Here is a 25666-nt window from a genome sequence, read left to right on the forward strand (position 1 = left end):
TCGCGCGAAGCGCTGACGGCCGCCGACCCGGGCAACGAACCCGGCCGACCCCGTGAGCATCCCCCGGGAGGATGCTCGATACCGCCTCCACCACGGCATCGCGTGGTCCACGGGAGGAACCCGTCGAGACCCGATGCCCCGGGTGGACGCAGCGGAGGGGGACCCGAAGACACCACCGCCTCAAAGGTGCGGCGGTCGGTGAGCAAACCACCCATCGCCAGGGCCTCACGGTCGATCCCGTGCTGTGCCCCTGACCGTTCCACGGCGTGCGGACCGAACGACGGCGGCACACGCCGGAACCCAAGGACCGACGAGGCGGACTCGGCGCGCGTGCGCGTTTCCCGATCCGGGAACGTGCGCCCGCCGGGCCGCTCCGGCCCGACACCCGTCGCGGGGCCCGTGGCGTCCTCGCGGAAGGAAACGGGGCGCCGCGTCCGCGTGCACGGTAGACGCGCGGAGGGAGGGAGCGCATAGTCTGTGTGCCGTGAGCCCTATCCAGGTCCCAGACGCGCCCGTCGTCCTGTCGTCGGCGTCGGTCTACCCGGAGAAGACCCCGGCCGCCTTCGAGATCGCGGCGAAGCTGGGGTATGACGGCGTGGAGGTGCTCGTCTCCTCCGATCCGGCCAGCCAGGACATCGATCTCCTACGGCGTCTTTCGGACTATCACCAGATTCCCGTCACCGCAGTCCACTCCCCCTGCCTGGTCCTCACCCAACGGGTGTGGGGCCGGGAGCCCTGGGGCAAACTCGTCCGCTCCAAGGAGATGGCCGAGGCCCTGGGCGCCAAGACCATCGTGGTGCATCCCGCTTTCCGCTGGCAGCGCGAGTACGCCCGTGACTTCGAGACCGGCATCGCCCGCATGCAGGAGGAGACCGACGTCGTCTTCGCGGTGGAGAACATGTATCCGGTACGTGTGCGGGACCGTGAGGTCGTCCCCTACGCTCCGAGCTGGAACCCGCTGGATCGCGACTACTCCGACGTCACACTCGACCTCTCGCACACCGCCATGTCGGGTTCCGACGCCATGGACATGGCCAAGCGCCTGGGCGACCGCCTCTCCCACGTCCACGTGGCCGACGGCTTCGGCGGCCAGAACCTGGACGAGCACCTCATTCCCGGACGCGGTCGTCAACCGGTCGCCGAACTTCTGGAGTACCTCGCCGAGAGGGGGTTCGGCGGTCAGCTGGTCCTTGAGGTGAGCACCCGCAAGGCTCCCGACAGGCAGGCGCGCATGCGGGAGCTGGCGGAGGCACTGGCCTTCACCCGGCTGCACTTCGCCCGTGCCACCGCTCCGGCCGACCCGCCGCGTGACCGGCGCGAGCGCATCGCGCTCCTGCGCAGGACGCCCGCGCCGCCGCCGCGGCGCTTCACCGTGGACCGGAGCGGCACCGTCGACGACAGGGGCACGGTCGACCCCGACACGGAGTGAGTGTCCACACGTTGAGACGGTTGTCCACTCCGGGGGACCGGTGCGGTTAGCGTGGAGGTATCCGCAGGAAGGATCCTTCATGATCGCGATCATCGGTGCCGGGAAGATGGGCGAGGCCCTGCTCGCCGGAATGCTGGCCAGGGGCCACGAACCAAGGGACGTGCTCGTCACCGAACCGCGGGCGGAGCACGCGCGAGAGCTCCGCGAACGCTACGGAGTCGAGGTCGCCCCCGCCATGGACGCGGCCAAGCGCGCCGGCACGCTGCTGCTCGCGCTCAAGCCGCAGGACATGGTGGCGTTGCTGGACGAACTGGCACCGCACCTGTCCTCGGACCGTCTCGTGATCTCCGTCGCCGCGGGCATCACCACCGCCGTACTGGAGGACCACCTGCCCACCGGGACGCCCGTGGTCCGGGCGATGCCCAACACCCCCGCGCTCATGGGGCGGGGGATGACCGCCATCGCTGGCGGGGCCCACGCCGACGAGGCCCATCTGGACCGGGCCGAGGCGCTCCTGGGCACGGTCGGTGAGGTGATCCGCGTGGGCGAACAGCACATGGACACCGTCACCGCCATCTCCGGCAGCGGCCCCGCCTACTTCTACTTCATCGCCGAGACGATGATCGAGGCCGGAGTGGCGATGGGCATGCCGCGTGCCACCGCCCAGAAGCTGGTCGGTCAGACCATCACGGGAGCCGCGGCCATGCTCAACGACTCCGGAGAGCACCCCGTGGTGCTGCGTGAGGCCGTCACCTCACCCGGTGGCACGACCGCCGCCGCGCTGCGCGAGCTGGAGCGGCACGGGGTGCGCACCGCCTTCACCGACGCCATCGAGGCGGCCCACGATCGGAGCAGGGCGCTCTCCGGAAGCTGACGGACGAACGTGGCCGGAAGCGGTCGGCCCTGGTAGAACCGATGTCGCCCCGCATGGGTAGTGTGCATGGAGAAGGGCCCCTATGGCTCTTTCGGGCCCGTCACGTGCGGGACCTCCCCCATCTTCGAGTTCCAGGGTCCTCCATGACTGCTTCCCCTCCCCCGACCGACCCTCCCCAGCCACCGGGCGAAGGCTTCCCGCCTCCGGGTGGCACCCCTCACGCGGGTCCCCCGCCCCAGGACACGCCTCAGGGGGCCGGCCCCCACGGCACACCCGTCGGCGGCCCTCCCCCAGGACCGGCCGGAGACCGACCGGCCTTCGGCCCCCCACCAGGAGGGGTCCCCCACGCCGGGACGCCGGCCGGAGGTGTTCCGGCCGGTGGTGCGCCCTCGGGGGGGATGTACGCGGGCGGTGTCCAGGGCCCGCCCCCCGGCGGGATGCCTCCTGGGGGCCCGCCTCCGGGTGGGACGCCCCCTGGGGGCCCACCCCCGGGCGAAATGCCTCCTGGTGGGATGCCCCCCGGCGGGATGCCTCCTGGTGGGATGCCCCCCGGCGGGATGCCCCCGGGTGGGATGCCTCCGTTCAACGCCCCGCCGCCCAAGCCGCCCAGGTTGGGACTGTTCTCCTCCCCCTCGGCCGTACGCGCCTCCCTGCTCAACGCCTCCGGTCTGGGCGCCGGATACTTCTACCTGCGCCAGTGGCCCTTCTTCGGCGCCGCGCTCATCATCACCGTCGGGCTGCTGATCACGGCCGCGATCATCGGCGCCGCCGACAACGTCCTGCTCTGGGCCTCGATCTTCGTCGCCTGGTTCGTCGCCGCCGCCGTTCACGGCCTCTTCGTCGGACGCTCCCATGACGAACGCGTCCTGAACCGGGGCGAGCAACCGCGCAAGAGCGCGATGCCCCTGATCACGGCCGGGGGGCTGGCGGTCGTCCTGATCGTCTCGCTCGTCGGTGTGTGGCAGGCGGGCGAGTGGCGACTGCGCGTCGCCGACGCCGCACACGCTCGGGGCGAATGCGGTCCCGAGGAGGCCGTCGCCGGCTACGAGAGCGTGGAGGACCTCTACCAGCTCTCCTTCTCCCCGTCCCTGGTCTCGCGCGCCCGCGCGGGCGTCGAGGCCTGTGCCCTGCTGGAGCGGGCCCAGCGCGACGTGGAGGCGGAGGAGTACGAGCAGGCGCTGGACTCCTACAGCGCCTACTTCGGTCACCCCGCCTCCCGCTGGGCGGACACCGACGGCGAGATCGCCGACATCCACCTGTCCTACGCGGGGAACCTGGTGTCGTCCGCCGCCGACGACTTCGACGGCGAGGTCACCGAGGACTACCGCGAGAACATGCGTCGTGCCCACGAGATCTACAGCGTGATCCCCGTGGACTACGAGGGGACCGAGGCGGCCGGAAAGGTGGCCACCGCCCTCACGGACCTGTACGAGACCGGGACCGACCAGTACGCCGCGGAGAACTGGTGCGCGGGCTTCGAACAGATCGACATGTTCTCCGACCTGGACTGGGAGACGGTCCCCCAGATCGCCGAGCGCATGACCGCCGAACGTCCCGAGGCCGCGCTCCACTGCGGATGGGAGGCCGTGGAGGCCGCGGACTTCGCGCTCGCCGACGACATGGTCGCCACCATGGAGACGGAGTACCCCGACCACGAGGCCGACGACGTCGAGAAGATGGTCGTCCACATCGGGGCCGGACGGATGGAGGCCGAGATGGACGCCCTGACCGTCATCGGCGAGGTCGACTTCGACGCCACCCCCACCGGTAGTTCGGGCGGTGGCAAGAGCGTCCTGGAGATCACCAACAACACCCCGCACGAGATGCGCTTCCTCTACGTCGGACCGGACAAGGTCCACGACGAGATCATCACCCCCGCCTGTGAGGACTGCGAGGTCTACAGCTCGCCGCCTTCGGGGAACTCCTGTTTCGACAAGGGGGACGTGATGAAACTGGAACTGGAACCGGGCAAGTACCGAGTGCTGCTCACCTCGAACGACTCGTTCTTCGGCTCGGCGCCGTTGCACGGGAACATCACCCTGAGCGCGGGGGACAAGCACGAGTCCTGCTACTACCTCACCGAGTAGACCGGATCCCTCCGGGCACGGAGCGGGGGCACGTCCCCTCCGTGCCCGGAGGCATCCCGACCGGAGACGCCACCGGGACCCGGGGTTCGGCCCGGGGATCGGTTCCGCGTACTGTGTGCTTCGAAGCACACGCACCTGGAACGGGGGTCACTACATGGGAGGGCGCACGTCCTGCTCGCTTCGGGTGGCATGGGACGACGGACTCACCGCCTACGACTTCGGAGCACAGCACCCACTGGCTCCGGTCCGCGTCGAGCTGACCATGGCGCTCAGCCGGGACCTCGGTGTCCTGGACGCGCCCGGCGTCGGCCTGTTGGAGGTGGAGCCCGCCTCGGACGAACTCCTGAGCCTGGTGCACGACCCCGCCTACATCGAGGCGGTGAAGCGGGCGGGGCGCACCCTGGAGCCCGACGAGGCGCACATGTTGGGCACCTCGGACAACCCCGTGTTCAAGGACATGCACGACGCCGCCGCGCTCATCTCCGGAGCCTCCGTGGCCGCCGCACGGGCCGTGTGGTCGGGCGAGGCGGCGCACGCCGCCAACATCGCGGGAGGCCTGCACCACGCCATGCGCGGCAACGCCTGGGGCTTTTGCGTCTACAACGACCCCGCCCTGGCCATCGCCTGGCTGCTGGAACAGGGCGCCAAGCGGGTCGCCTACGTGGACGTGGACGTCCACCACGGGGACGGTGTCCAGAACGCCTTCTACGACGATCCCCGTGTGCTCACCATCAGCCTCCACGAGTCGCCCGTGACCCTGTTCCCGGGCACCGGCCAGGCGTCGGAGACCGGCGGGCCCAACGCCGAGGGGTACGCGGTCAACGTCGCCCTCCCCGCGAGCACCGGCGACACCGGCTGGCACCGCGCCTTCGACGCCGTCGTTCCGCCGCTGCTGCACGAGTTCCAACCCGAGATCCTGGTGACGCAGCAGGGGTGCGACACCCACTCCCTGGACCCGTTGGCCAACCTCACCCTGAGCGTGGACGGCCAGCGCCGCGCCTACGCCGAACTGCACAGGCTCGCCCAGAAGACGGCGGGCGGCCGGTGGCTGCTGTTCGGTGGTGGTGGTTACGGACTGGTGCAGGTGGTCCCGCGTGCCTGGACCCATCTGTTGGGCGAGGCCGCCGGCCACCCGATCGATCCTGAGACCGAGACCCCGCAGAGCTGGCGGGACTTCGTGCGCCAACGCACCGGGGAACTCGCGCCGCTCTACATGACCGACGGGCGAGAGGTGTCCTTCGAACCCTTCGAGCACGGTTACGACCCCGGCGACCCGGTGGACCGCGCCATCCACGCGACGCGCACCGCGGTCTTCCCCAGCCATGGGATCGATCCCACCCTGTAGGGCGTGCCCCGGTGGGAACCGGGCCGGGTACGGAGCGGGTGAATTCCGCGGGACCCCGGCGTGGCGCCTCCGAAGCGGGTAGGACAGAGGTTGAATACCGGGCGAACAGGAGCAGGCGTCGTGGTGGCCGCATGGCGTGGCGCACGCTCACTGCGCAGAAGAGGAAGGGGAACGCCAGGTGACGCCGCCGACACGAGCCGAACTCATCACCTATCTGGTGCGCACGGGGATCGCCGGACACGTCGACACCCCACGCCAGAACAACCTGCGGCACTACCGGCGGCTCGTCCAGAAGGACCCCTACCACCAGTTCGGTCTGACCTTCTCCCACGACTGGACCTATTCCGAGGTCCTGGCGCTGATGAGCAAGCGCTGTGGGGTGGTGGCCGACGAGGAGTACGTGTGGGGGATCGACACCATCGATCCCGACCTGACCATCGACGCCCTGGAGGCTCTGGCCGACCGGCTGGCCCTGGCCGCCGAACGTCGGGAGCGGGTCATGTTCGCCACCGGCCACCCCCGCAACCTTCAGGAGACCTACAGCGCGTGGAAGGACGCCCTCGTCGCACGAGGGTGCACTGTCATTACCGCAGGCGGCGGTTATTCCTACGAAGTGACCACAGAACGGCCGCCGAATCGCCGTATCGTCGTCTGGCAGGATGACGTAGCGATTGTTACGGATACCCGTATCGCGCGTCACAGCCATCACCCCTTCGCCATGCGCGCCATTCTGGCCGACCTCACGGACCGGGGTGAGGCGTGGCCGCAGTTGGTCATCGCCGACCACGGTTTCGCGGGTGCGGCGGGGGAGGCGGGAGTGCCCGTCGTGGGTTTCGCCGACTGTAACGACCCCGCCCTTTTCCTGGCCGAAGCCGAGGGAAAAGTGCTGGTCACCGTGCCTATGGACGATGGATATCTGACCGAGGACTACGCTCCCCTGCGCCAGTACGTCCTCGCTCGGGCCGGTCTTCTGTGACCGAGGGGCACCATTTATACCCACCTTTAAACCTCATCCGACCCGCCATCAACGCATATCCCGGAAGAAAGCACCAACGGCCTTTCGCTGGAGGGAACTCGGCTCTACCCTGAAAACGGACGTGTCAGTAGTGACAGCATGACACGCTGGCGTGGCGTTGGGACGGGCACACCGGGGTCGCCGCCGTGCACCACGTCGGACTGAAGGGTAGACAATGCTCACGTCCGGGAATGAGGGCGTCGGAAGATGAACGGCAGCAAGCCTCCTCTGGATGAGGTCAGGTTCTTGACCGTGGCGGAAGTCGCCACGATCATGCGTGTGTCCAAAATGACCGTTTACCGAATGGTGCACTCGGGGGTCCTCCCTGCGATTCGCGTGGGGCGTTCCTACCGGGTCCCCGAACGGGCCGTACACGACTACCTCCGCGAGGCCTTCGTCGAGGCTGGTTGATCCAAGGCCGGGTCGACCGGGGCTGCCCCCAGTCCCGGTCGACCGACAGCGGGGAGGCGGCGCCTCGTCCTCCTTCCAGGGCAGGCGAGTCCGATGGGACCCGTTCACCTCGGAGACCGACCACGGGCGTCGTTCCACACGGTGGAGCCCCCTTGGCCGGGGCTGATCCCCGTGGTGCTTAGACCGGGGCGACCGAGGGGCGTCCAGGGCATCTACTACACTTTGTCGTTGTTGTAGTCCGCCCTGTTCACACCCCGTCCGTGAGGTCCTCTCGATGTCCAGCACCAGCACCGGTACGCGCCGAAGCCGTACCGTGCCGCGCCTGGCGGCGGCTGCCCTGGCCGTCGCGCTCGCCCTGACCGGCTGTGCCGGGGGCAACGAGATCCAGAGCAGCGACGAGGACAGCCGCTTCGTCTCGGGAGACGGCAGCGCCGGCACCTTCGCGGAGGGCGAGCGGATCGACGCCCCCGACGTGGAGGGGACCACCCTCGACGGGGAACGGATCGCCCTGAGCGACTACGAGGGCGGCATCGTCGTCCTCAACGTCTGGGCCAGCTGGTGCGGCCCCTGCCGTACCGAGCAACCCGTCCTGGACGAGGTCCACGCCGAGTACGCCGACCTGGGGGTGGACTTCCTCGGGGTGAACATCAAGGACAACGAGACCGCCGCACGGTCCTACCTCAAGGACAAGGGCGTGGTCTACCCGAGCCTGTACGACCAGCCCGGCGAAGTACCGCAGGCCTTCCGTGACACCGTCCCGCCCCGCGCCATCCCCAGCACCCTCGTCATCGACCCCGAGGGTCGTATCGCCGCCCGCGTCATCGGACCGACGACCTACAACCAGCTGACCGAGCTCCTGAACCCGCTCGTGGTCGAGTTCGGCTTCGGCGACCCCGAGGAACGACCCCGGGTCGCGGAGCAGGAGGCCGAGGACACGGCTTCGTGGGAGGACGGCGAGGAGGACACCGCGCCCGGGGACGAACCGTCCGAGGGCGCCTCCGCCGAGGGCGGGGACTGATGGAAGCGATCGGCACCACCGTCCTCACCGGCTCCCTGCTGGCGGCCGTTCCGTTGGCCCTGGCCGCCGGGCTCGTCTCCTTCCTCTCCCCGTGCGTACTCCCGTTGGTGCCCGGTTACCTGTCCTACGTGACCGGGATGAGCGGCACCCAGGCGGTGACCACGACCGGCGGGAGTGGGACCGCCACGCGGACCGTCGCCGACATCGACACCGAACTGGCCTCCCGACGCTGGACCATGGTCACCGGCAGCGCCCTGTTCATCGCCGGCTTCAGCCTCGTGTTCATCGCGGTCGGCGGATTCTTCGGCTGGCTCGGTGAGGTCCTCATGGACTACACCGACCCACTCACCCGCGTCCTGGGCCTTCTCACCATCGTCCTGGGCCTGGCCTTCATGGGCGTCCTGCCGGGCCTGGGCCGTGAGTTCCGCTTCCACCGGCTTCCCCGCGCCGGGCTCGCGGGGGCTCCGCTGCTCGGCGTCCTCTTCGGCCTGGGCTGGACCCCGTGCATCGGCCCCACCTTGGCCGCCGTGCAGACCCTCGCCTTCGTCGAGGGAGGAGCGGGACGCGGCATGTTGCTCTCCCTGGTCTACTGCGTCGGCCTCGGACTGCCGTTCATCCTCGCCTCACTGCTCTACCGCCGCGCCCTGAGCGCCTTCGGCTGGCTCAAGCGCCACACGCGCACGGTCACCGTGGTCGGCGGGGCCATGCTCGTCCTGGTCGGCCTGGCGATGGTGACCGGGCTGTGGGCGGAACTGACCATCGCCATGCAGGGCTGGGCCGCCGACTTCCAGACGGTGATCTGATGAGCACGGGCAAGGACGACACGGCCGCCCCGGTGGCCGCCACGCGTGAGGACAACACCGGCCGGCCCAAGGGGCTGGGCCCGACCGGCTGGCTCCGTTGGGCCTGGCGCATCCTCACCTCCATGCGCACCGCACTGATCCTGCTGTTCCTGCTGGCGGTCGGCGCCATCCCCGGCTCCTTCCTGCCGCAGAACGTGGTCAGCGTGGAGGAGGTGAACACCTACTTCCGGGAGCATCCCGAACTCGCCCCCTGGCTGGACCGGTTCTACCTCTTCGACGTGTTCTCCTCGCCGTGGTACGCGGCGATCTACCTGCTGCTGTTCGTCTCCCTGGCGGGCTGCGTGATCCCGCGCGCGATCACGCACGCCCGCGCGGTACGGGCCCGACCGGTCCAGACCCCCCGCAACCTGGGACGCATGCCCTACGCGGCCAGGTTCACGACGGACGCCGACCCCGAGACCGTCCTCGACCGGGCACGTGGGGTCCTCAAGGGCTACAGGACAGAAAGATACGGGGACTCGGTCTCCGCCGAGACCGGCTACCTGCGTGAGGCCGGGAACGTGCTGTTCCACCTCGCGCTGCTCGGCCTGCTGCTGGCCCTGGCGGCCGGCGCCTTCTTCGGATACCGGGGCAACCTGCTGTTGGTGGAGGGCGACGGCTTCGCCAACACCCTGACCTCCTATGACGCCATCTACCCCGGACACTGGACCGACACCGACGACCTGGAGCCGTTCACCGTCCACCTGGACGACTTCGAGGCCTCCTTCATCGAGGACGGCGATCTGCGCGGGCAGGCCGAGTCCTATGTCGCCGACCTCACCTACAGGGAATCCCCGGAGGACGAGCAGGCCCGGCACCGGCTGGAGGTCAACCACCCGCTGAGCGTGGGAGGCGTACAGGTCTACCTGCTCGGTCACGGATACGCGCCCGAGTTCGAGGTGCGCAACGCCGACGGGGAGGTGGTCTTCGACCAGCCGGTCCCGTTCATCCACCGTGAGACCCGCTCCTTCACCTCCGACGGCGTCGTCAAGGTGCCCGACACCGGAGACGAGGAGCAGTTGGGCTTCGTGGGAGTGTTCCTGCCGAGCGCGGTGGAGACGGAGGACGGCGAGCTGATCTCGGACTTCCCCGGTGCGCGCAACCCCCAGGTGACCCTGGAGGGTTACCGCGGCGATCTGGGGTTGGTCGATCCACAGTCGGTGTACCAGCTGCGTACCACCGGCATGGAGGAGCTCGGCAGCTCTCCGGTGCTGGAGATGGGCGACACCTGGCGACTACCGGACGGAGCCGGATCGATCACCTTCTCCGGCTACAGCGAGTACGTCAGTCTCCAGGTCAACCGAGACGGCGCGCGGCTGCCCGCACTGGCCGCGGCCTCGCTGGCGGTGCTCGGACTGCTCGTCACCCTCTTCGTCCGCCCACGCCGGGTGTGGGTGCGCGCGGTGACCGGGGAGGACGGGCGTACCACGGTGGAGCTGGCCGGCCTGGGCAAGACCGAGGCCGCCGGTGACAACGCCGAGTTCCACGAACTGACCACGGAACTGGCTCAGCGGCTTCGGAACGCGTCGGAGGGCCCGGACGCGGAGGGCCCCGAGAGCGGACCCGACCCCCATACACCACAGGACCCGTCAGGGTCGACGACAACGAGGGAGTGACCGGTGACGTACACACTCGCCGGAGCGGTGAACGAGACGATGGCGTCGGCCAGTGACACGCTGATCATCGCGATGATCGTCACCTACGCGGCCGCCCTGTTCCTCTTCGCCATCGAGGCCGCCTACGGTCAGCGCACCAGACTCAAGGCCGGAAAGCTCATGCCGGTCGGCGCCGGCGCGGCCGACGGGAACACCGACGACGCCATCGAGGTCAACGTCCGCAGTACCGAGGGCGAGGCCAAGGCCCCCCAGAACGCGCTGGGCAGGATCGCCCTGGGCGTGACCACCCTCGGCTTCGTCCTCGGGGTGGCCCAGATCGTCACCCGCGGCCTGGCCGCCGGCCGGTGGCCGTGGGGCAACATGTTCGAGTTCGTCGTGGCCCTGTGCCTGGTCGCGGTGGGCGGACTGCTGTACGCCTCCTTCCGCTACCAGGCCCGCTTCCTCGGTGCGTTCGTGCTGGTCCCCGTGCTGCTCCTGCTGGGCATCGGCGTGCGGTGGCTGTACGTGGACCCGGGTCCGCTGATCCCGGCCTTGCAGTCCTACTGGATCCCGATCCACGTGAGCGCCACCATCCTCGCGGGTGGGGCCTTCATGGTCTCCGGTGCCGCCGGCGTCACCTACCTGGTCTCGCACAGGACCGAGACCAAGCGGGCCCTGGGGGAGAAGGTCACCGGTATCGCCGGTCGCCTGCCCAGCCCCGAGCTGCTGGACCGCATCTCCCACAGGTTCGTCCTCTTCGCCTTCCCCCTGTGGACCTTCGGGATCATCGCCGGTTCGATCTGGGCGGACGAGGCCTGGGGGCGCTTCTGGGGTTGGGACCCCAAGGAGGTCTGGTCGTTCATCTCCTGGGTGATCTACGCGGCCTACCTGCACGCCCGGGCCACCGGAGGCTGGCGCGGACCCAAGGCCACCTGGATCAACGTGGTGGGCTTCGCCACCGTCCTGTTCAACTTCTTCGCGGTGAACTACATGTTCAGCGGTCTGCACTCCTACGCCTGACGGATGTGAGGAGCCCGGGTCGATCCCGGGCCGCCGGACACGCGGGGCCCGCCACGGCGGGCCCCGCGTCGTCGCGTCCCTCAGCCCGGGGCGGGACCGGCGGAGCCGCGCACCACCAGGTGCGTGTCCAGGGTGACGGTGCCGGGGGAGTCCTCGGTGGTGATGCGGCGCAGCAGCAGGTCGATGGCGGCCCGGCCCGCGGCGGCGGTGGGCATGTCGACGGTGGTGAGGGAGCAGTGGCGGGCGGTGTGGGTGTTGTCCACACCGACGACGCCGAGATCGCCCGGGACGTCCAGACCCCGGGACCGGAGTTCCTGGATCAGGCCGAGGGCGACCAGGTCGTTGTAGGCCAGAACGGCGGTGGCCCCGGTGGCGAGCACGTCGGAGGCCGCTGCGGCCCCGCCCTCCTCGGTGGGCTGGTTGGGGCCGATCGGACGCAGGCGCAGCCCGAGGCGGTGTGCCGCGTCGGCCGAGGCGTGCTCCAGTTGCTGATTGGTCCATGAGGTGCGGGGACCGGTGAGCAGGGCGATGTGACGGTGGCCGAACCCGTGAAGGTGTTCGAGGGCCTGTCGGGCGCCGGAGGCCACGTCCATCAGAACGGCGGGCAGGCCCGCCGGGCGGCGGTTGACGACCACCAGGGGCACGTCGGCGCTGAGCTCGGCGATGAGCCGGTTGCTCAGGCGGGGGGCGACCAGGAGGGCGCCGTCGACCTGCGTGGCCATGGAGCGGATCAGCTCCTCCTCCACACGGGTCTGTTCGTCGGTGTCGGCGACGAACACGTGGTGGTCACTGCGGCGCGCGTGCGCCTGGGCCGCCTTGATCAGAGGCGGGAAGAAGGGGTTGGCGATGTCGGCGACGATCAGCCCCAGATTGCCGGTGCGGCGCGTGGAGAGGGCGCGCGCGGCCCGGTTGGGCCGGTAACCGAGCGCGTCGGCGGCGGCGAGCACGCGTGCGCGGGTCCGGGGATTGACCAGATGTGCCGCGGAGAAGGCCCGGGAGACTGTGGAGACGTGGACCCCGCTGGCGTGGGCGACGTCCTTGATGGTCACGGCCACCCGTGGCCTCCTTTGCGTTGGTATGGACAGAGACTAGCGGCAACCGATTGTGGGTCGCTACTGCGTGCTTTGGGATCCGATGACGGGTTTTCCATGGTTTTCCCGGGTCAGAGGGGTTGACTGCGCTCGCTGTGGTGGGAGATGTTCATGCAACCGTTTGCAATCCCCCTGAGGAGAAGAACCATGCGCAGGCTCGTACTCCCCCTGAGCGCGGCCGTGGTGTTGGCCACGGTGACGCCCGTCCAGGCCGCACCCGATCCGGGCAGGCAGGTCCTGCCGGACGGGGACGGTTGGGCCTCGGTCGGAGCCGGGACCACGGGAGGCGCCCAGGCGTCTCCGGAGAACGTCTTCCACGTCTCCACCATGGCGGAGTTCCGCGAGGCGGTGAGGGGAGACGAGCCCAAGATCGTCCACGTCGAGGGCACGATCGACGCCAACACCGCGGCGGACGGTACGCCGCTGTCCTGCGAGGACTACGCGGTGGACGGCTACACGCTGGAGGACTACCTCGCCGCCTACGATCCCGACGTGTGGGGATGGGAGGACCCGACCGGCCCGTTGGAGGAGGCGCGGGAGGCCTCGTCGGCGGTGCAGGCGAGGCAGATCCGGGTGAACGTCGGCTCCAACACGACGGTGGTGGGGGTGGGGGAGGACGCCGAGATCACCGGGATGAACCTGCGGGTCAACAACGTCACCAACGTCATCCTGCGCAACCTGACCTTCTCCGACACCCATGACTGCTTCCCCGGCTGGGACCCCGGTGACGGGGGCCAGGGCAACTGGAACTCCGAGTACGACCACCTGGAGGTGTCGGGCTCCACGCACGTGTGGATCGACCACAACACCTTCGACGACGGGGACAACCCGGGGTCGGAACTGCCCGAGTACTTCGGGCGCAAGTACGAGGTGCACGACGGTCTGCTCGACATCGTGCGCGAGAGCGACCTGGTGACGGTGTCGTACAACCACTTCGACGGCAGGGACAAGGCCCTGCTCCTGGGCAACAGCGACGGCCGGACCACCGACCGCGGCAGACTGCGCGTCACCTACCACCACAACCACTTCGACACCCTGGGTCAGCGTGCGCCGCGCGTGCGCTACGGACAGGTGCACGTCTACAACAACTACTACACGGTGGCCGGAGACCTGTACGAGTACAGCCTGGGCGTCGGGATCGAGTCGCATCTGTACGCGGAGAACAACCTCTTCGACGTGCGTGACGGCATCGCCACCGCGAGGATCATCGAGAACTGGGGCGGCACCGACATCGTGGAGTTCGGCAACGCGGTGATGCGGGACGGACGGGGACGCCTGGAGATGGTCGACCTGGTGCGGGCCCACAACGCCGCCAACCCCGGCAGGGAGCTGGGCACGCGCCAGACCTGGACCCCGCAGTACGACGCGAAGGTGCAACCGGTGCACGCCGTCCGCGCACTGCCGCGCAGGGTCGGCGCCGGTCGCCTCTGAGGAGGGTCGTCGGCGCACGGAACGGCGGTGGGACCGCACCCTTGCGGGGGTGCGGTCCCACCGCCGTCCGGAGCCTGTCGGCGCCGGTGCTCACTCGTCCGGATCGATGCGACGGTCGAGTCGCCTCAAGAACTCGGGGTCGTCGTCCGGACCGAGCGGGTGCGGGCCGCTCGAAGGCTTGGTGAAGTCTGACGGGTCAAGGTCATCGGCGGAGGACGCGGCCCGGGACGGGAAGGGCGCGTCTCCCGCGACGGCGTTCTGGCGCGGGCGACCGAGGAAGAGCCACAGGATCGAACCGACGGGCATGAACAGCGCGATGACCACCACCCAGAGGACCTTCGGCAGGTTGCGCACCTCGTCGGACGGGGTGGTGAGCGCGTCGAAGAACGCGTACACCCAGAGAACGATCGACACGAGCGTGATCAGGCCACCAAGCCACACCATGGTTCCAGCCTAACTCTTGCTGTCCACTCCTCACGGTCGGCACACCTACCCCGGAACAGGGGCGTTCCCACGAACGCTCCTCCCGTGGCCGGAGCGGGCGGGAACACGGGTCCACCTCGGGGTATACCCGCTCCTTGGAGGGGTCCCTGCCTGCTGACGTGTTACGTGGCGCTTTCGCTCGGTTCCCCGAGCAGGAGGGCGCGTACCTCGGATTCGCGGAAACGGCGGTGCCCGCCCGGAGTCCGGATGCTGCTGATCCGCCCGGAGGCGGCCCAGCGTGTCACGGTCTTGGGATCAACCCGGAAGAGTGAGGCCACTTCCCCGGGGGTCAACAGGCGTTCGCTTGCTCGTTCCACCTTCTCATTCCCCCAATCATGCCCGCCTCGGACTATGGGGGCGGCGGGCGTTTGATCCCCTAGTGTGCACGAGTTGGTCCGTTTCCTCCCTAGTTTTCGGAGAAATTGCGGTGTTGGGGGGAGGAGTACGGGATATGTGACCGGAACGTGATGTTCAGGCCCTCGTGTCGGGATTTGAAACATCCCATGACTATGTGAATCGACCTCGCCCGCGCTCCGGCCGTCATGCGACGGGCGACACCCCGCCCCGCCGCCGGCCGGGTCGAACATCCCCTTAACCTGAAGTCAAGGGCACATGGGCACCAGCGATTCGGTCCCGATCAGGGGCCGAAGACGACGCGGACCACGGGTGTGGATCGGTCGCCTGTGTGTCGCCGACGGGCGTAGCCACCAATCTAGTGCAGGTAATCATCTGTTGTGAGGCTTTTGGATGCGTAGCTTGTTGACCTATACCGCCGCCCGTCTGGGGCTGTTCGCGGCGGCCTTCGGCGTGGTCTACCTTTTCGGTGCGCGCTCGTGGGTCGCGATCGTCCTCGCCTGGTTGATCAGTGGCCTGATCTCCTATGTCCTGCTGTCCGACATGCGCGACCGGATCTCCGCCGCAACGGTGGAGAAGATGGAAAGCCGGCGCGGTGCCAGGGTGGGAGACCGCCTCGCGGCCGGCGCAGCCCGGGAGGACCACCTTCAGGAGGCCGCCGACGTCCCCGCGGCCGGGGCCGACCCGCGGGCCGAGCCCCGGGGCGCCCAGGGCAGGGCGGAGGACTCCGTGGAAGAGCGCCCCGACCAAGGCACCGACGAGAGCGCACCGACGGCGGCCCGGGAGTCCTGAGACGAGGGCGGGAACGGGGCCGCCGGGGGCGGGGCGGCGCACTCCCGGCACGCCTCACACGGGGGTCCTCGCCCGATCGGGGCCGGGTCCCGAGGGATCGAGCCCTTCGACGGCACGGCCGATCACCGGAGCCAGGACAGGCGCCCGGGACCTCTCGGCCGAGAGATGTCGGCCGAGAGACCTTTGGGCGTCTTCGGATCGAACGGGTTCCTCCACACCCGGACCCTCAGGAGAGCGGGAACATCCCCAGACGGGCGTGGTAATCGCCCGCCAGACGTTCGGTGTCGCTGCCCACGTAGAGCCCGTCCGGCGTCGCGTGCAGGGCCTCCGCCCCGTGTCCGCGCTCACGGCCGGGGTTCCACGCCAGCGCCCTGCCGGTCACCGGGTCCACGGCCGCGATGCCCTCGCGCTCCACCGAACCGGGGCCCGGATTGAGCGCCCCCAGTGGGTTGTCCATCCAGCGCTGGTGACCGCTCACGTACACCGCCGCCGAGGTGACCTCCACCGAGTACAGCGAGTCGCCGCCGGTCTTGTTGGTCCAGGTGGGTTCGGCGTTCGGAGTATCGGTGTTCTCGAACCGGGACACGGACTTGCACAGGCCCGGCTTCACCTGACGGCCGCCGGCGGCGACCACGGCGAGGAAGGAACCATCGGGGGAGAAGGCCATCTGGCGCATGTAGGTATGGAGGCTTGAGCCGCCGCAGTCCGCCTCGTAGGCCGCGGTGGACCACGGCGTCGGTGTGCCGCTCGCGGTGTCGATCATGGCGATCTGGTAGCGGTCCAGGCCGTTCACCTTGGTGAACGTGCCGTTGACGGCCAGCCGCCGCCCGTCCGGGCTGAGCGCCAACTCCTGGACCTTGAGCTTTCCCCGCCGGAATTCGGTCAGGTGCGGTGCGAACCCCGTGTCCACCGCGCCGGTGCGGGTGTCGAGTCGGGCCAACGCGGCCCGAGGCGTGCCGTTCACCCCCGAGAAGTCACCGCCCACGTACAGATGACCGCCATGGACGGCGACGCGGTAGGCGTCCCCGTCGTCGAGGAAGCCGCGGAACCCCGGTACCGCCCGCCCGTCGCTCACCGACAGGCGGGCCAGGCCCGGGGAGGCCCGGCCGTCGACGGAACCGAAGTCCCCGCCCACGATCACCGTTGCGTCGGGTCCGGGGGCGAGGGAGGTCACCGTTCCGTCCACCTGGGGGGAGAAGCTCCGAAGGACGCGTCCGGTGCCGTGCTCGAAGGCGAACAGGTTCGGCTGTTCGAGGACACGTCCCCCCATCGCCTCGCTGATCCTGTCGAAGTCCCCGGCGACCACGACCGTGTCGCCGACGCGCAGGATGTCCTTGACCGCGCCGTCCAGGACGTGCGGCGTCCACTGCACGGGCCGGTCGCCCACCACACGGGAGTGGTCGACGGGTGGCGCGGCGGGGGCAGCCGCCGCGGTTCCGACGGGCAACAGCAGGAGGGCGCCCATCGTCAGGGCGAGGAGCGGGCGGCGGGGTTTCACAGAGGACTCTCCTGGGGTCGCGCCGAGTCGGGTGACGACCGTATTCTTGCAAAGAGTCGTTTCGAAAACACGGAGAGTGACGCTTGTCGTCGTGATCGTCCCTGGGTCCCCTACCGGAAAGGCCGAGGAGGTCGGAAGAGGGGGCGAGGTCGGCGCGGACCCGGGCGAGGAGGGGCGGCGCGCCGGGAGGCACGTGGTGCCCCGGTGGGGGTGCGCGCTCAAGCCGGAACCCCCGCACGCCGCCGCTTGATCCACACCCGGGTGAGGGTCGCGAGCTCGTGCCATTTCCCGGGCGGGGCGGGTTCGGCGAGGAGGTCACCGGAGAAGCGGGGACGGGGGACGCGTCCGTACAGCCGGGCGGTCTCTTGGACCCGGGCGCGAGCGAGTTCGCGCTTGCGCTCGTGGGCCTCGTAGTAGGGCCTGACGGCGGCGACGTACTCGGCCGGGATGAACTGCCGGGGAGGTGACAGTGGCGACGCGGGGGTGCTGGGGACGGGAGCGGGAGCGGGAGCGGGGGAGGAGACGTAGCGGCGGACCCGACCGGAGCGGCGACGACCTCCGGCGGCGTGGCGTCCACGCGGGGGAGCGAGGAAGACCTTCACGGGGCGGAAGGCACGACTGAGAAGGGCAGCGCTAAACTGGCGCATGCTGGCAATTCCTTTGGTTAAAGGGTGGATGTTGCTGGCCGAGGCCCCGGGCGGTGTTCATCCGTCGCGGGGTCTTTGGGTTCAGTTGTGGTTTCGCAACAGAGCGTAGGGGATGCAGGGCAGGGGCGGGGACCGTACTGGAAAGTAATGTGAGGAGAAAGGGGAGAACGGACGACGGGAATTCAGGTCGACTGTCCTTTTGTCCAGGTTCAGGGGATATTGAGAATGAGGCGGTGCGGTAACACGCCCCAGACCTTCGGTGTATGGCCGGTATGGCCGATGATGCGGTTCTGGGCGTGGTGGACGCACACGGTCTCCCTCTTCGCGACTTCCACGCGACCACCGGCTGTGCCACCGTGACCGCTCTTGTGCCGGTGGGATCCGCGCTTCGCCCTCACATTCCTCCTTCTCCCCCCGATCCCTTTCCGGCTCGCGCGAGACGACGGCGCTCATGCCCGGAGAACGCAGAAGTAACGTCATGCGGTACCGCACCCGTTTCCTGTCACCCCTGAGTTCTTCGCCCCTCCCGCGCTCGGCGAAGAAGAGGGACGGCTCGTCATCGTGGAGCGGCCTCGGCCCGGACGGAGGAGCATTTCCCCCAGGCGGGGAGGACACCGGATCGGCCCGAACGGGCATGGGCGCCGCGCGGACGTCCCCTGGAGGCCGCGACCGGTCGTGGGGACTCCTTACCGTCTTGGAGACGACGGCGATGCCCAACGCAGAGTGACGAGAATCGCCCAGGGGATAACGCTCCGTGATCGCGCGGATCGGTGTCCCATGCCCGCATCCGGCCATGATGCCCCCCTTGACGAACGCGGTCAGGCGTGCTCCCGCCGTGATCACACAGCGTGGTCGATGCAGGCCGGATGGTCATGGGGCGCGGTCGCGCCCCCGGCGGGACGGACACACGACCGTGAGCGCTCGGAGGCCGCCAGGTGTCGGAGCGTACTTCCCCCCTTACGCGGAACGCTCCGCGTACTTAGTGTGGCGGGCGTCCAACGGACTTCTGGCAAGCGATCGACGCCGCGCCACAAGCACGGCGTCACCGACCCGCTCGGCCTCATCGGCCGACACCGGTCCTTCCCCCCATCCATCCCCCAACCGCTCAGGAGATCAGGGAAACATGCGAACCTCCCCCGTTGTGTCCGCCCTCGGTACAGGCGCCCTCGCCTTCGGGCTCGTCCTCGCGGCCGCGCCCGGAGCCCTTGCCGACAATCCCGACCGCAGCACTCCGACCGTCGACACCCCCGCGACCGCCGACAGCCTTCTGGAGGCCATGGAACGCGACCTCGACCTGTCCTCGCACGAGGCCGAGGAACTCCTGGAGGCACAGAAGGAGGCCTTCGGACTCGACCGGGCCGCGACCCGGGCAGCGGGCGACGCCTACGGCGGCTCCGTGTTCGACATCGACACCAAGGAACTGACGGTGTTCGTCACCGACAGCGGCGCCGCGGCGGCCGTCGAGGCGGTCGGTGTCGACTCCCGTGTCGTGGACCGCGGCCCCGAGAACCTCGGCGCGATCGTGGAGGAACTGAACGAGGCCGAGGACGCGGCATCGTCCGATGTCACCGGCTGGTACACCGACGTCGCGTCCGACACCGTCGTCATCGAGGTCGTGGAAGGGGGCGACGCCGACGCCTTCATCGACTCGGCCGGGATCGACGCCTCGGCGGTCACCGTCACCGAGGTCGAGGAGAAGCCCCGACTCTTCAACGAGATCGCCGGAGGCCTGCCCTACTACATGGGCGGACGCTGCTCGATGGGCTTCACCGCCTTCGACAGCTCCAACCGCGTCGGGTTCGTGACCGCGGGACACTGCGGCAGGGTCGGGACCACGGTGACGTTCGGCTCTGGCACCGGGCGCTTCGACTACTCCTCCTTCCCCGGCTCCGACGGCGCCTTCGTGCGTGCCACGAGCACCGTGAACGCCTACGCCGACGTCTACCGCTACCGGACGGGCGGGTACGAGGACGTCCGCGGTTCGTCCGAGGCCCCGATCGGAGCCTCGGTGTGCCGCTCCGGCTCCACCACCGGCTGGCACTGTGGCACGATCCAGGCCAAGAACCAGACGGTCCGCTACGCCGAGGGCGCGGTCTACGGGATGACCCGGACCAACGTCTGCGCCGAGCCCGGCGACTCGGGCGGCTCCTTCATCAGCTCGGGCCAGGCCCAGGGCATGACCTCGGGCGGCTCCGGCAACTGCACCTGGGGCGGGACGACATACTTCCAGCCCCTCAACCCGGTGCTGAACACCTGGGGCCTGCGTCTGGCCACGGTCTGACGCGTGGTGACGGTCTGACGCGTTCTTCTTCGGGTACGCCTTGAAGCGGACGGCCCCGGCCCCTTGGCCGGGGCCGTCGGCCTGCCGCCTGCCATCTGCCCCCTTCCCCGTGATCTTGCTCTTAGCGTCACTCGGAGCGCCCGGCGGTGACGCCCGGAGCAAGATCACGGGGGGAGGGGTGGGGTCGTCGACTCGGGCCGGGTACTCGCACTTCTCCTGGGGGTCAGTGGATCTTGCTCTTAGCGTCACCGGGAGTGCTCGGGAGTGTCACCCGGAGCAAGATCCACTGGTTCGTTCCGTCGGCGCTCGCGCGTCCGGACGGCGGAGGCGCCGGCCCTGGGGACTTGAGGATCCGCCGTGTCCCGATCCCGGTCGCCACCGTGGCACGCTCACCCGCCTCCTCCCGGCTCTCGACCCCCGCCTCCTCCCCTCCTCCCGGTGCCTACCGGGGAACGACAGACGGCCTTCCTCGGTATCGCCCGGGTGGAGAAGCGCGCCTTTTCCCGGTGATCTTGCTCTGGGTGGCACTGTCGGGTGCACACAGTGACGCTGGGAGCAAGATCACGGGGGAAGTGGCAGATCGTGTGACATAGAAGCGTCACCGGGAAGAGGCAGGGTCTCGACCCGGGTGGGGTTGCTGGTGCGCGAGTGCTGGTGCCGGCCATAGCCAGGTTCTTCGGACAGATCCTGCGTGAGTCACCCCAGCATTGTTGTCAAGTGCTCCCCGTCGCAGGCTCTGTTGTCGCGCGGTTCCCGTGGCGGTCTTCTCGCTGCTTGTCATGAGCGAAGGGATCAGTGGATCTTGCTCTTAGCGTCACTGGGAGTGCTCGGGAGTGTCACCCGGAGCAAGATCACGGGGGGAGGGGTGGGGTCGTCGACCCGGGCCGGGCACTCGCACTTCTCCTGTCGGCTTGACCGGTATCGGCCCGAGTGTCGGTACGCAAGGTGCGCGAGGGCACACCAGATGCGCGAGGGCCGCGACCGGCCCTTAGTCTTGTGCCATGACCCGCGCTGAACTCGACAAGAAGCCCCAGGACGTCGCCGCGATGTTCGATGGCATCGCCGACAACTACGACCTGGTCAACGACGTCATCTCCCTGGGCCAGGACCGCCTGTGGCGCAGGGCCGTCGTCAACGCGGTCGACGCCTACAGCGGCGAGCTCGTCCTGGACCTCGCCGCGGGGACCGGCACCTCTTCGGAGTCCTTCGTGAAGAAGGGCGCGCGTGTGGTGGCCTGCGACTTCTCCCTGGGCATGCTCCGGGCGGGGGTACGAAGGCGCGGCGGCGCCGACCGGGGCGGGGTGACCTTCGTGGCGGGCGACGCCCTGCGTCTGCCCTTCGCGGACCAGACCTTCGACGCGGTCACGATCTCCTTCGGTCTGCGCAACGTCAACGACGTCGACCAGGCGCTGCGCGAGCTGTTGCGCGTGACCAAGGTCGGTGGACGCATGGTCATCTGCGAGTTCAGTCACATCCCGGTCGACTTCGTGGACAGGCTCTACTCCACCTACCTCATGGGCGCCCTGCCCAAGATCGCGGGGGTGGTCTCCGGGCGCGGTGAGTCCTACGACTACCTGTCGGAGTCGATCATGGCCTGGCCCAAGCAGGCCGATCTGGCCCGGCACCTCCAGGAGGCGGGGTGGTCGCGGGTGGCCTGGCGCAACCTGTCGGCGGGCATCGTCGCCCTGCACCGCGGCTTCCGTGAGCGGTAGGAACGGGATCCACATGTGCGCCTAGCGCACGCCGTATAAGAAATCCGTAACCCGGGGAGGGGCTCGCCTCCCCGGGTTTTTGTGTCCTCGGTGGGTCTGCTGAGGCGCCGGTAACAACCTTGAGCTGGGGTTTTGGTCAAGAGTGAACGGCTTTTGGGGCAAGTGGAGCCGTCTGTGTACCTATGTCCTGCTTTGGGGGAGGGTCACTGATACCCCCCTGGGACTCGCCACCACGTTCGGGAGGGTCTAGACTTCGGGAAAGTGGCCTTGTGAAGAGCTTCACAAGAACACGAGTCATTGGACACATAACCATATGTCGGACATAACGGACGCCCAACAGCGTCCCGGACTCCCCCGTGAGCGGGTCGATCCCCGCAGGTAGGCCCGCCACGGTGTACCCGCGCGAGCAGTCGAGGACCACCCGTGAGTGAGACAGCCACCTCCTCCTCTCCCCGAGGCCGGGAGCGGATCGAGTACGACGCCGACGTCATCGTCGTCGGCGCAGGCCCGGCCGGCTCCACCACCGCCTATTACCTGGCCCAGGCCGGACTGGACGTCCTGCTGCTGGAGAAGACCTCCTTCCCCCGGGAGAAGGTCTGCGGCGACGGACTCACCCCGCGAGCGGTGAAGCAGCTCACCGCGATGGGCATCACCTTCGAGGACGAGGGGTGGATCAAGAACCACGGCCTGCGCATCGTCGGTGCCGGCGCCCGCCTCGAACTGCCCTGGCCCGACCTGGCCGCCTACCCGGGTTTCGGTCTGGTGCGCACTCGCTACGACTTCGACCAGATCCTGGTGAACCGTGCGGTCTCCGCCGGAGCCAAGCTCCTTGAGCGCACCACCGTCACCGGCCCCCTCATGGACGAGCGCAGCAACCGCATCGTCGGGGTGCACGCCAAGGACGCCGACCGCGAACCCGTCACCTTCCGAGCACCGTTGGTCGTGGCCGCGGACGGCAACTCCTCGCGCCTGTCGGTGGCCATGGGCATCCGCAAACGCGACGACCGTCCCATGGGCGTGGCCGTGCGCACCTACTTCGAGAGCCCCCGACACAAGGACGACTACCTGGAGTCCTGGTTGGAGCTGTGGGACCGCAGCGGCGACAAGGACGTCCTCCTGCCCGGCTACGGCTGGGTCTTCGGCGTCGGTGACGGCACCAGCAACGTCGGGCTCGGCGTCCTCAACTCCACCGCCTCCTTCCAGGACGTGGACTACCGCAAACTCCTGCGCCGCTGGACCGAGTCGATGCCCGAGGAGTGGGGCTTCACCGAGGAGAACCGGAAGGGCGCCGTCCGCGGCGCGGCCCTGCCCATGGGCTTCAACCGGGTGCCGCACTACTCGCGGGGTCTGCTGCTCGTCGGCGACTCCGGCGGCATGGTCAACCCCTTCAACGGCGAGGGCATCGCCTACGCCATGGAGGCCGCGAGCACCGCGGCCGACGTGATCGTGCAGGCGAACGGCCGCCCCACCCAGCAGACCCGTGAGCGGGCCCTGCTGCGTTACCCCGAGGTGCTCGCCGAAACCTACGGCGGCTACTACACGCTCGGCCGCTACTTCGTGAAGATCATCGGCCAGCCCGAGTTCATGAAGTACGCGACCAAGTACGGACTCCGCCAGCGCACCCTCATGAAGTTCGTGCTCAAACTGCTGGCCAACCTCACCGAACCCACACAGGGAGACGCCATGGACCGGGTCATCAACGGCCTGTCCCGCCTCGCCCCCGCGGCCTAGACGGCACGGGTTCCGACCGAGCGGGCCCCCGGGAGACCTCGGACATCCCCGCGCCGAGGGCGCGGCCGGACGGGCCCGGAGCGGACACAGCACAGCCGGGCGCCTCGGCCCGGACAGACACAGGGGACGAGCCAGAGATGAGTCCGCACAAGTGAAGGCAATCACAAGCACTCCCGGTACGCCGCGCGGGCGGACCGGACAGCCAGGAGGAAGGTGACCGTGGAACTGTACACACCGGTCTTCGTACTCGGCGGGATCGGCGCCGCGTTCGTCGTGGTGTCGATGCTGGCCGGAGCGCTCCTGGGGCCCAAGCGCTACAACCGCGCCAAGATGCAGGCCTACGAGAGCGGCATCGAACCCACACCACAGCCCGCGGGCGGCGGCCGTTTCACGATCAAGTACTACATGACGGCCATGATGTTCATCATCTTCGACATCGAGATCATCTTCCTCATCCCCTGGGCCGTGCACTTCGACGCACTGGGCTGGTTCGGACTGATCGCGATCGTCCTCTTCCTGGTGAACGTCTCCATCGCCTACGCCTACGAGTGGCGCCGCGGAGGCCTGGAATGGAACTAGGCGAACTAGACAGTGTTCTCTGGGGGCCTCCGCCCCGCTCCGGCCCCTGCCCTAGCCACACCCCCATGGGAACGAGATCCGGGGCACGCCCCACACCCGTCCTGACCCCGCAGCCCAGCCCGGAGGAGGTCCGCAGCTGATGGGACTCGAAGAGAAACTTCCCAGCGGCATCATGCTCTCGACCGTCGAGCAGGTCGTGGGTCTGGCCCGCAAGACCTCCATGTGGCCCGCCACGTTCGGACTGGCCTGCTGCGCCATCGAGATGATGGCCGTCGGCGGTCCGCACTACGACCTGGCCCGGTTCGGCATGGAGAAGTTCGGAGCCACCCCGCGCCAGGCCGACCTGATGATCGTCGCCGGACGCGTCAGCCAGAAGATGGCCCCCGTCCTGCGTCAGATCTACGACCAGATGCCCGAACCCAAGTGGGTCATCGCCATGGGCGTGTGCGCCTCCAGCGGCGGCATGTTCAACAACTACGCGATCGTCCAGGGCGTGGACCACATCGTCCCGGTCGACATCTACCTGCCCGGCTGCCCGCCGCGGCCGGAGATGCTCCTCGACGCCGTGCTCAAGCTGCACGACAAGGTGCAGAACACCAAGCTCGGCGCCCACCGGGAGCAGGAGATCACCGAGACCGAGGAGCGCATGCTCCGCCGTTCGCTGCCGCTGGTGAGCAAGGACTGACATGAGCACCGAACACGAACGCGAACGCGACGAGGAAGCCGCCGACCTCCCCGACAAGCTGGGCCGCGAGCGCCTGGCCGCGCCGATCCGGCGCACCGGGATGTTCGGCACCCACACCACCGGGGACACCTCCGGTTTCGGAGGTCTGCAAGTACGGGGGAGCGCTCCCGTCCACAGCGGACGCCCCTTCACCGACCCCGACGACCCGCGTACCGCCGACTTCGACCGGGTGGCCGACGACCTGGAGGCCGCACTGGGGGAGAACGCCGGAGTCGTGGAGCGGGTCGAGGTCTCCCGCGGCGAGTTGACCTTCCACGTGCGCCGCGAGGCGCTCCTGGAGGTGGCCCGCGTGCTGCGCGACGACCCGGCACTGCGCTACGAACTGTGCACCGGAGTGGTCGGGGTCCACTTCCCCGACGACGCCGGTCGGGAGCTGCACGCGGTCTACCACCTGCGCTCCCTCACCCACAACAGCGAGATCCGGGTGTCCACCACCTGTCCCGACGCCGACCCGCACGTGCCCTCCCTCGTGTCCGTCTACCCGACCAACGACTGGCACGAGCGTGAGGCCTGGGACTTCTTCGGGATCGTCTTCGACGGCCACCCCGCGCTGACGCGCATCCAGATGCCCGACGACTGGCACGGCCACCCGCAGCGCAAGGACTACCCGCTGGGCGGCATCCCCGTCGAGTACCGGGGCGCCACAGTGCCCCCGCCGGACGAGCGGAGGTCCTACAAGTGATCGC

The 25666-nt window shown here is 69.1% G+C and carries 23 protein-coding genes; 18 read left to right on the forward strand and 5 right to left on the reverse strand.

Translation table 11 applies throughout. From position 1 onward, the window contains the following. The first annotated feature begins 484 nt into the window (after positions 1–484). From PFX91_RS12965 to ccsB, 10 genes are all read left to right on the forward strand, one after another. Complete coding sequence (locus PFX91_RS12965; protein ID WP_285731759.1) at positions 485–1429, forward strand: sugar phosphate isomerase/epimerase family protein; 945 nt, start codon at positions 485–487, stop codon at positions 1427–1429. Between the two features lie 79 nt (positions 1430–1508). Beyond that, entirely contained in the window at positions 1509–2303 is a 795-nt protein-coding gene (gene proC / locus PFX91_RS12970; RefSeq protein ID WP_285731760.1) for a pyrroline-5-carboxylate reductase, read from the forward strand. Between the two features lie 572 nt (positions 2304–2875). After that, positions 2876–4390, forward strand: coding sequence for a DUF1109 domain-containing protein (locus tag PFX91_RS12975; protein ID WP_285731761.1), 1515 nt, complete (start codon positions 2876–2878; stop codon positions 4388–4390). A 184-nt stretch (positions 4391–4574) separates the two neighbouring features. Next, entirely contained in the window at positions 4575–5735 is a 1161-nt protein-coding gene (locus PFX91_RS12980) for an acetoin utilization protein AcuC (RefSeq protein WP_285731762.1), read from the forward strand. Positions 5736–5913: 178 nt separating this feature from the next. Beyond that, entirely contained in the window at positions 5914–6711 is a 798-nt protein-coding gene (locus PFX91_RS12985) for a phosphatase (protein WP_285731763.1), read from the forward strand. 246 nt (positions 6712–6957) lie between these two features. Then, positions 6958–7161: a helix-turn-helix domain-containing protein gene (locus PFX91_RS12990; RefSeq protein ID WP_017601078.1), complete on the forward strand. Its 204-nt coding sequence runs from the start codon at positions 6958–6960 to the stop codon at positions 7159–7161. Between the two features lie 274 nt (positions 7162–7435). Next, a complete protein-coding gene (locus PFX91_RS12995) occupies positions 7436–8179 on the forward strand; it encodes a TlpA family protein disulfide reductase (protein WP_285731764.1) in 744 nt (247 codons plus the stop codon). Further along, a complete protein-coding gene (locus tag PFX91_RS13000; protein ID WP_285731765.1) occupies positions 8179–8982 on the forward strand; it encodes a cytochrome c biogenesis CcdA family protein in 804 nt (267 codons plus the stop codon). Before PFX91_RS12995 ends, PFX91_RS13000 begins: the two co-directional genes overlap by 1 nt. Then, a complete protein-coding gene (gene resB, locus PFX91_RS13005) occupies positions 8982–10637 on the forward strand; it encodes a cytochrome c biogenesis protein ResB (protein ID WP_285731766.1) in 1656 nt (551 codons plus the stop codon). Before PFX91_RS13000 ends, resB begins: the two co-directional genes overlap by 1 nt. 3 nt (positions 10638–10640) lie before the next feature. After that, entirely contained in the window at positions 10641–11636 is a 996-nt protein-coding gene (gene ccsB, locus PFX91_RS13010; RefSeq protein ID WP_285731767.1) for a c-type cytochrome biogenesis protein CcsB, read from the forward strand. Between the two features lie 80 nt (positions 11637–11716). On the opposite strand, the gene PFX91_RS13015 is transcribed toward ccsB, so the two are convergent. Then, positions 11717–12691 carry a LacI family DNA-binding transcriptional regulator gene (locus PFX91_RS13015; protein WP_285731768.1) on the reverse strand — a complete coding sequence of 325 codons (975 nt, stop codon included), beginning with the start codon at positions 12689–12691 and terminating at the stop codon, positions 11717–11719. 183 nt (positions 12692–12874) lie between these two features. Here PFX91_RS13015 and PFX91_RS13020 point away from each other — a divergent pair, with 183 nt between their 5' ends. Next, positions 12875–14158 carry a pectate lyase family protein gene (locus PFX91_RS13020; protein WP_285731769.1) on the forward strand — a complete coding sequence of 428 codons (1284 nt, stop codon included), beginning with the start codon at positions 12875–12877 and terminating at the stop codon, positions 14156–14158. 90 nt (positions 14159–14248) lie between these two features. On the opposite strand, the gene PFX91_RS13025 is transcribed toward PFX91_RS13020, so the two are convergent. Next, entirely contained in the window at positions 14249–14602 is a 354-nt protein-coding gene (locus tag PFX91_RS13025; RefSeq protein ID WP_285731770.1) for a PLD nuclease N-terminal domain-containing protein, read from the reverse strand. A 161-nt stretch (positions 14603–14763) separates the two neighbouring features. After that, complete coding sequence (locus PFX91_RS13030) at positions 14764–14958, reverse strand: BldC family transcriptional regulator (RefSeq protein ID WP_285731771.1); 195 nt, start codon at positions 14956–14958, stop codon at positions 14764–14766. A 430-nt stretch (positions 14959–15388) separates the two neighbouring features. On the opposite strand from PFX91_RS13030, the gene PFX91_RS13035 reads away from it, so the two are divergent. Further along, positions 15389–15787, forward strand: a complete 399-nt coding sequence (locus PFX91_RS13035) for a DUF4229 domain-containing protein (RefSeq protein ID WP_285731772.1) — start codon at positions 15389–15391, stop codon at positions 15785–15787. A 226-nt stretch (positions 15788–16013) separates the two neighbouring features. Here PFX91_RS13035 and PFX91_RS13040 read toward each other — a convergent pair whose 3' ends face one another. Both PFX91_RS13040 and PFX91_RS13045 read right to left on the reverse strand, forming a co-directional pair. Beyond that, entirely contained in the window at positions 16014–17285 is a 1272-nt protein-coding gene (locus PFX91_RS13040) for a delta-60 repeat domain-containing protein (RefSeq protein ID WP_285731773.1), read from the reverse strand. 218 nt (positions 17286–17503) lie between these two features. Continuing rightward, complete coding sequence (locus PFX91_RS13045; protein ID WP_285731774.1) at positions 17504–17932, reverse strand: hypothetical protein; 429 nt, start codon at positions 17930–17932, stop codon at positions 17504–17506. 1123 nt (positions 17933–19055) lie between these two features. On the opposite strand from PFX91_RS13045, the gene PFX91_RS13050 reads away from it, so the two are divergent. The 6 genes from PFX91_RS13050 to PFX91_RS13075 all read left to right on the forward strand — a co-directional run bounded on the left by PFX91_RS13050 (position 19056) and on the right by PFX91_RS13075 (position 25662). Continuing rightward, complete coding sequence (locus tag PFX91_RS13050) at positions 19056–20213, forward strand: S1 family peptidase (protein WP_285731775.1); 1158 nt, start codon at positions 19056–19058, stop codon at positions 20211–20213. A 1001-nt stretch (positions 20214–21214) separates the two neighbouring features. Next, positions 21215–21925 (forward strand): demethylmenaquinone methyltransferase, encoded by a 711-nt coding sequence (locus PFX91_RS13055; protein WP_285731776.1) that lies wholly within the window; start codon positions 21215–21217, stop codon positions 21923–21925. Between the two features lie 423 nt (positions 21926–22348). Continuing rightward, a complete protein-coding gene (locus PFX91_RS13060) occupies positions 22349–23656 on the forward strand; it encodes a geranylgeranyl reductase family protein (RefSeq protein WP_285731777.1) in 1308 nt (435 codons plus the stop codon). A 219-nt stretch (positions 23657–23875) separates the two neighbouring features. After that, a complete protein-coding gene (locus PFX91_RS13065) occupies positions 23876–24235 on the forward strand; it encodes an NADH-quinone oxidoreductase subunit A (RefSeq protein ID WP_285731778.1) in 360 nt (119 codons plus the stop codon). 139 nt (positions 24236–24374) lie between these two features. Beyond that, complete coding sequence (locus PFX91_RS13070; RefSeq protein ID WP_285731779.1) at positions 24375–24920, forward strand: NuoB/complex I 20 kDa subunit family protein; 546 nt, start codon at positions 24375–24377, stop codon at positions 24918–24920. 1 nt (position 24921) lies between these two features. Continuing rightward, the gene (locus tag PFX91_RS13075) at positions 24922–25662 is read left to right on the forward strand and encodes an NADH-quinone oxidoreductase subunit C (protein ID WP_285731780.1); all 741 of its coding nucleotides are present in this window, start codon (positions 24922–24924) and stop codon (positions 25660–25662) included. Positions 25663–25666: the final 4 nt, after the last annotated feature.

The organism is Nocardiopsis sp. ATB16-24, from assembly GCF_030271535.1.
Lineage (GTDB): Bacteria > Actinomycetota > Actinomycetes > Streptosporangiales > Streptosporangiaceae > Nocardiopsis.

What these genes read in the sequence shown, in the direction of transcription:
- PFX91_RS12990 (WP_017601078.1), top strand. Translation starts at nt 6,958, where the DNA reads ATGAACGGCAGCAAGCCTCCTCTGGATGAGGTCAGGTTCTTGACCGTG.
- PFX91_RS13000 (WP_285731765.1), top strand. Translation starts at nt 8,179, where the DNA reads ATGGAAGCGATCGGCACCACCGTCCTCACCGGCTCCCTGCTGGCGGCC.
- proC (WP_285731760.1), top strand. Translation starts at nt 1,509, where the DNA reads ATGATCGCGATCATCGGTGCCGGGAAGATGGGCGAGGCCCTGCTCGCC.
- PFX91_RS13055 (WP_285731776.1), top strand. Translation starts at nt 21,215, where the DNA reads ATGACCCGCGCTGAACTCGACAAGAAGCCCCAGGACGTCGCCGCGATG.
- PFX91_RS13070 (WP_285731779.1), top strand. Translation starts at nt 24,375, where the DNA reads ATGGGACTCGAAGAGAAACTTCCCAGCGGCATCATGCTCTCGACCGTC.
- PFX91_RS13045 (WP_285731774.1), bottom strand. Translation starts at nt 17,932, where the DNA reads ATGCGCCAGTTTAGCGCTGCCCTTCTCAGTCGTGCCTTCCGCCCCGTG.
- PFX91_RS13075 (WP_285731780.1), top strand. Translation starts at nt 24,922, where the DNA reads ATGAGCACCGAACACGAACGCGAACGCGACGAGGAAGCCGCCGACCTC.
- PFX91_RS13025 (WP_285731770.1), bottom strand. Translation starts at nt 14,602, where the DNA reads ATGGTGTGGCTTGGTGGCCTGATCACGCTCGTGTCGATCGTTCTCTGG.
- PFX91_RS12975 (WP_285731761.1), top strand. Translation starts at nt 2,876, where the DNA reads ATGCCTCCGTTCAACGCCCCGCCGCCCAAGCCGCCCAGGTTGGGACTG.
- PFX91_RS12995 (WP_285731764.1), top strand. Translation starts at nt 7,436, where the DNA reads ATGTCCAGCACCAGCACCGGTACGCGCCGAAGCCGTACCGTGCCGCGC.
- PFX91_RS13035 (WP_285731772.1), top strand. Translation starts at nt 15,389, where the DNA reads ATGCGTAGCTTGTTGACCTATACCGCCGCCCGTCTGGGGCTGTTCGCG.
- PFX91_RS13020 (WP_285731769.1), top strand. Translation starts at nt 12,875, where the DNA reads ATGCGCAGGCTCGTACTCCCCCTGAGCGCGGCCGTGGTGTTGGCCACG.
- resB (WP_285731766.1), top strand. Translation starts at nt 8,982, where the DNA reads ATGAGCACGGGCAAGGACGACACGGCCGCCCCGGTGGCCGCCACGCGT.
- PFX91_RS13050 (WP_285731775.1), top strand. Translation starts at nt 19,056, where the DNA reads ATGCGAACCTCCCCCGTTGTGTCCGCCCTCGGTACAGGCGCCCTCGCC.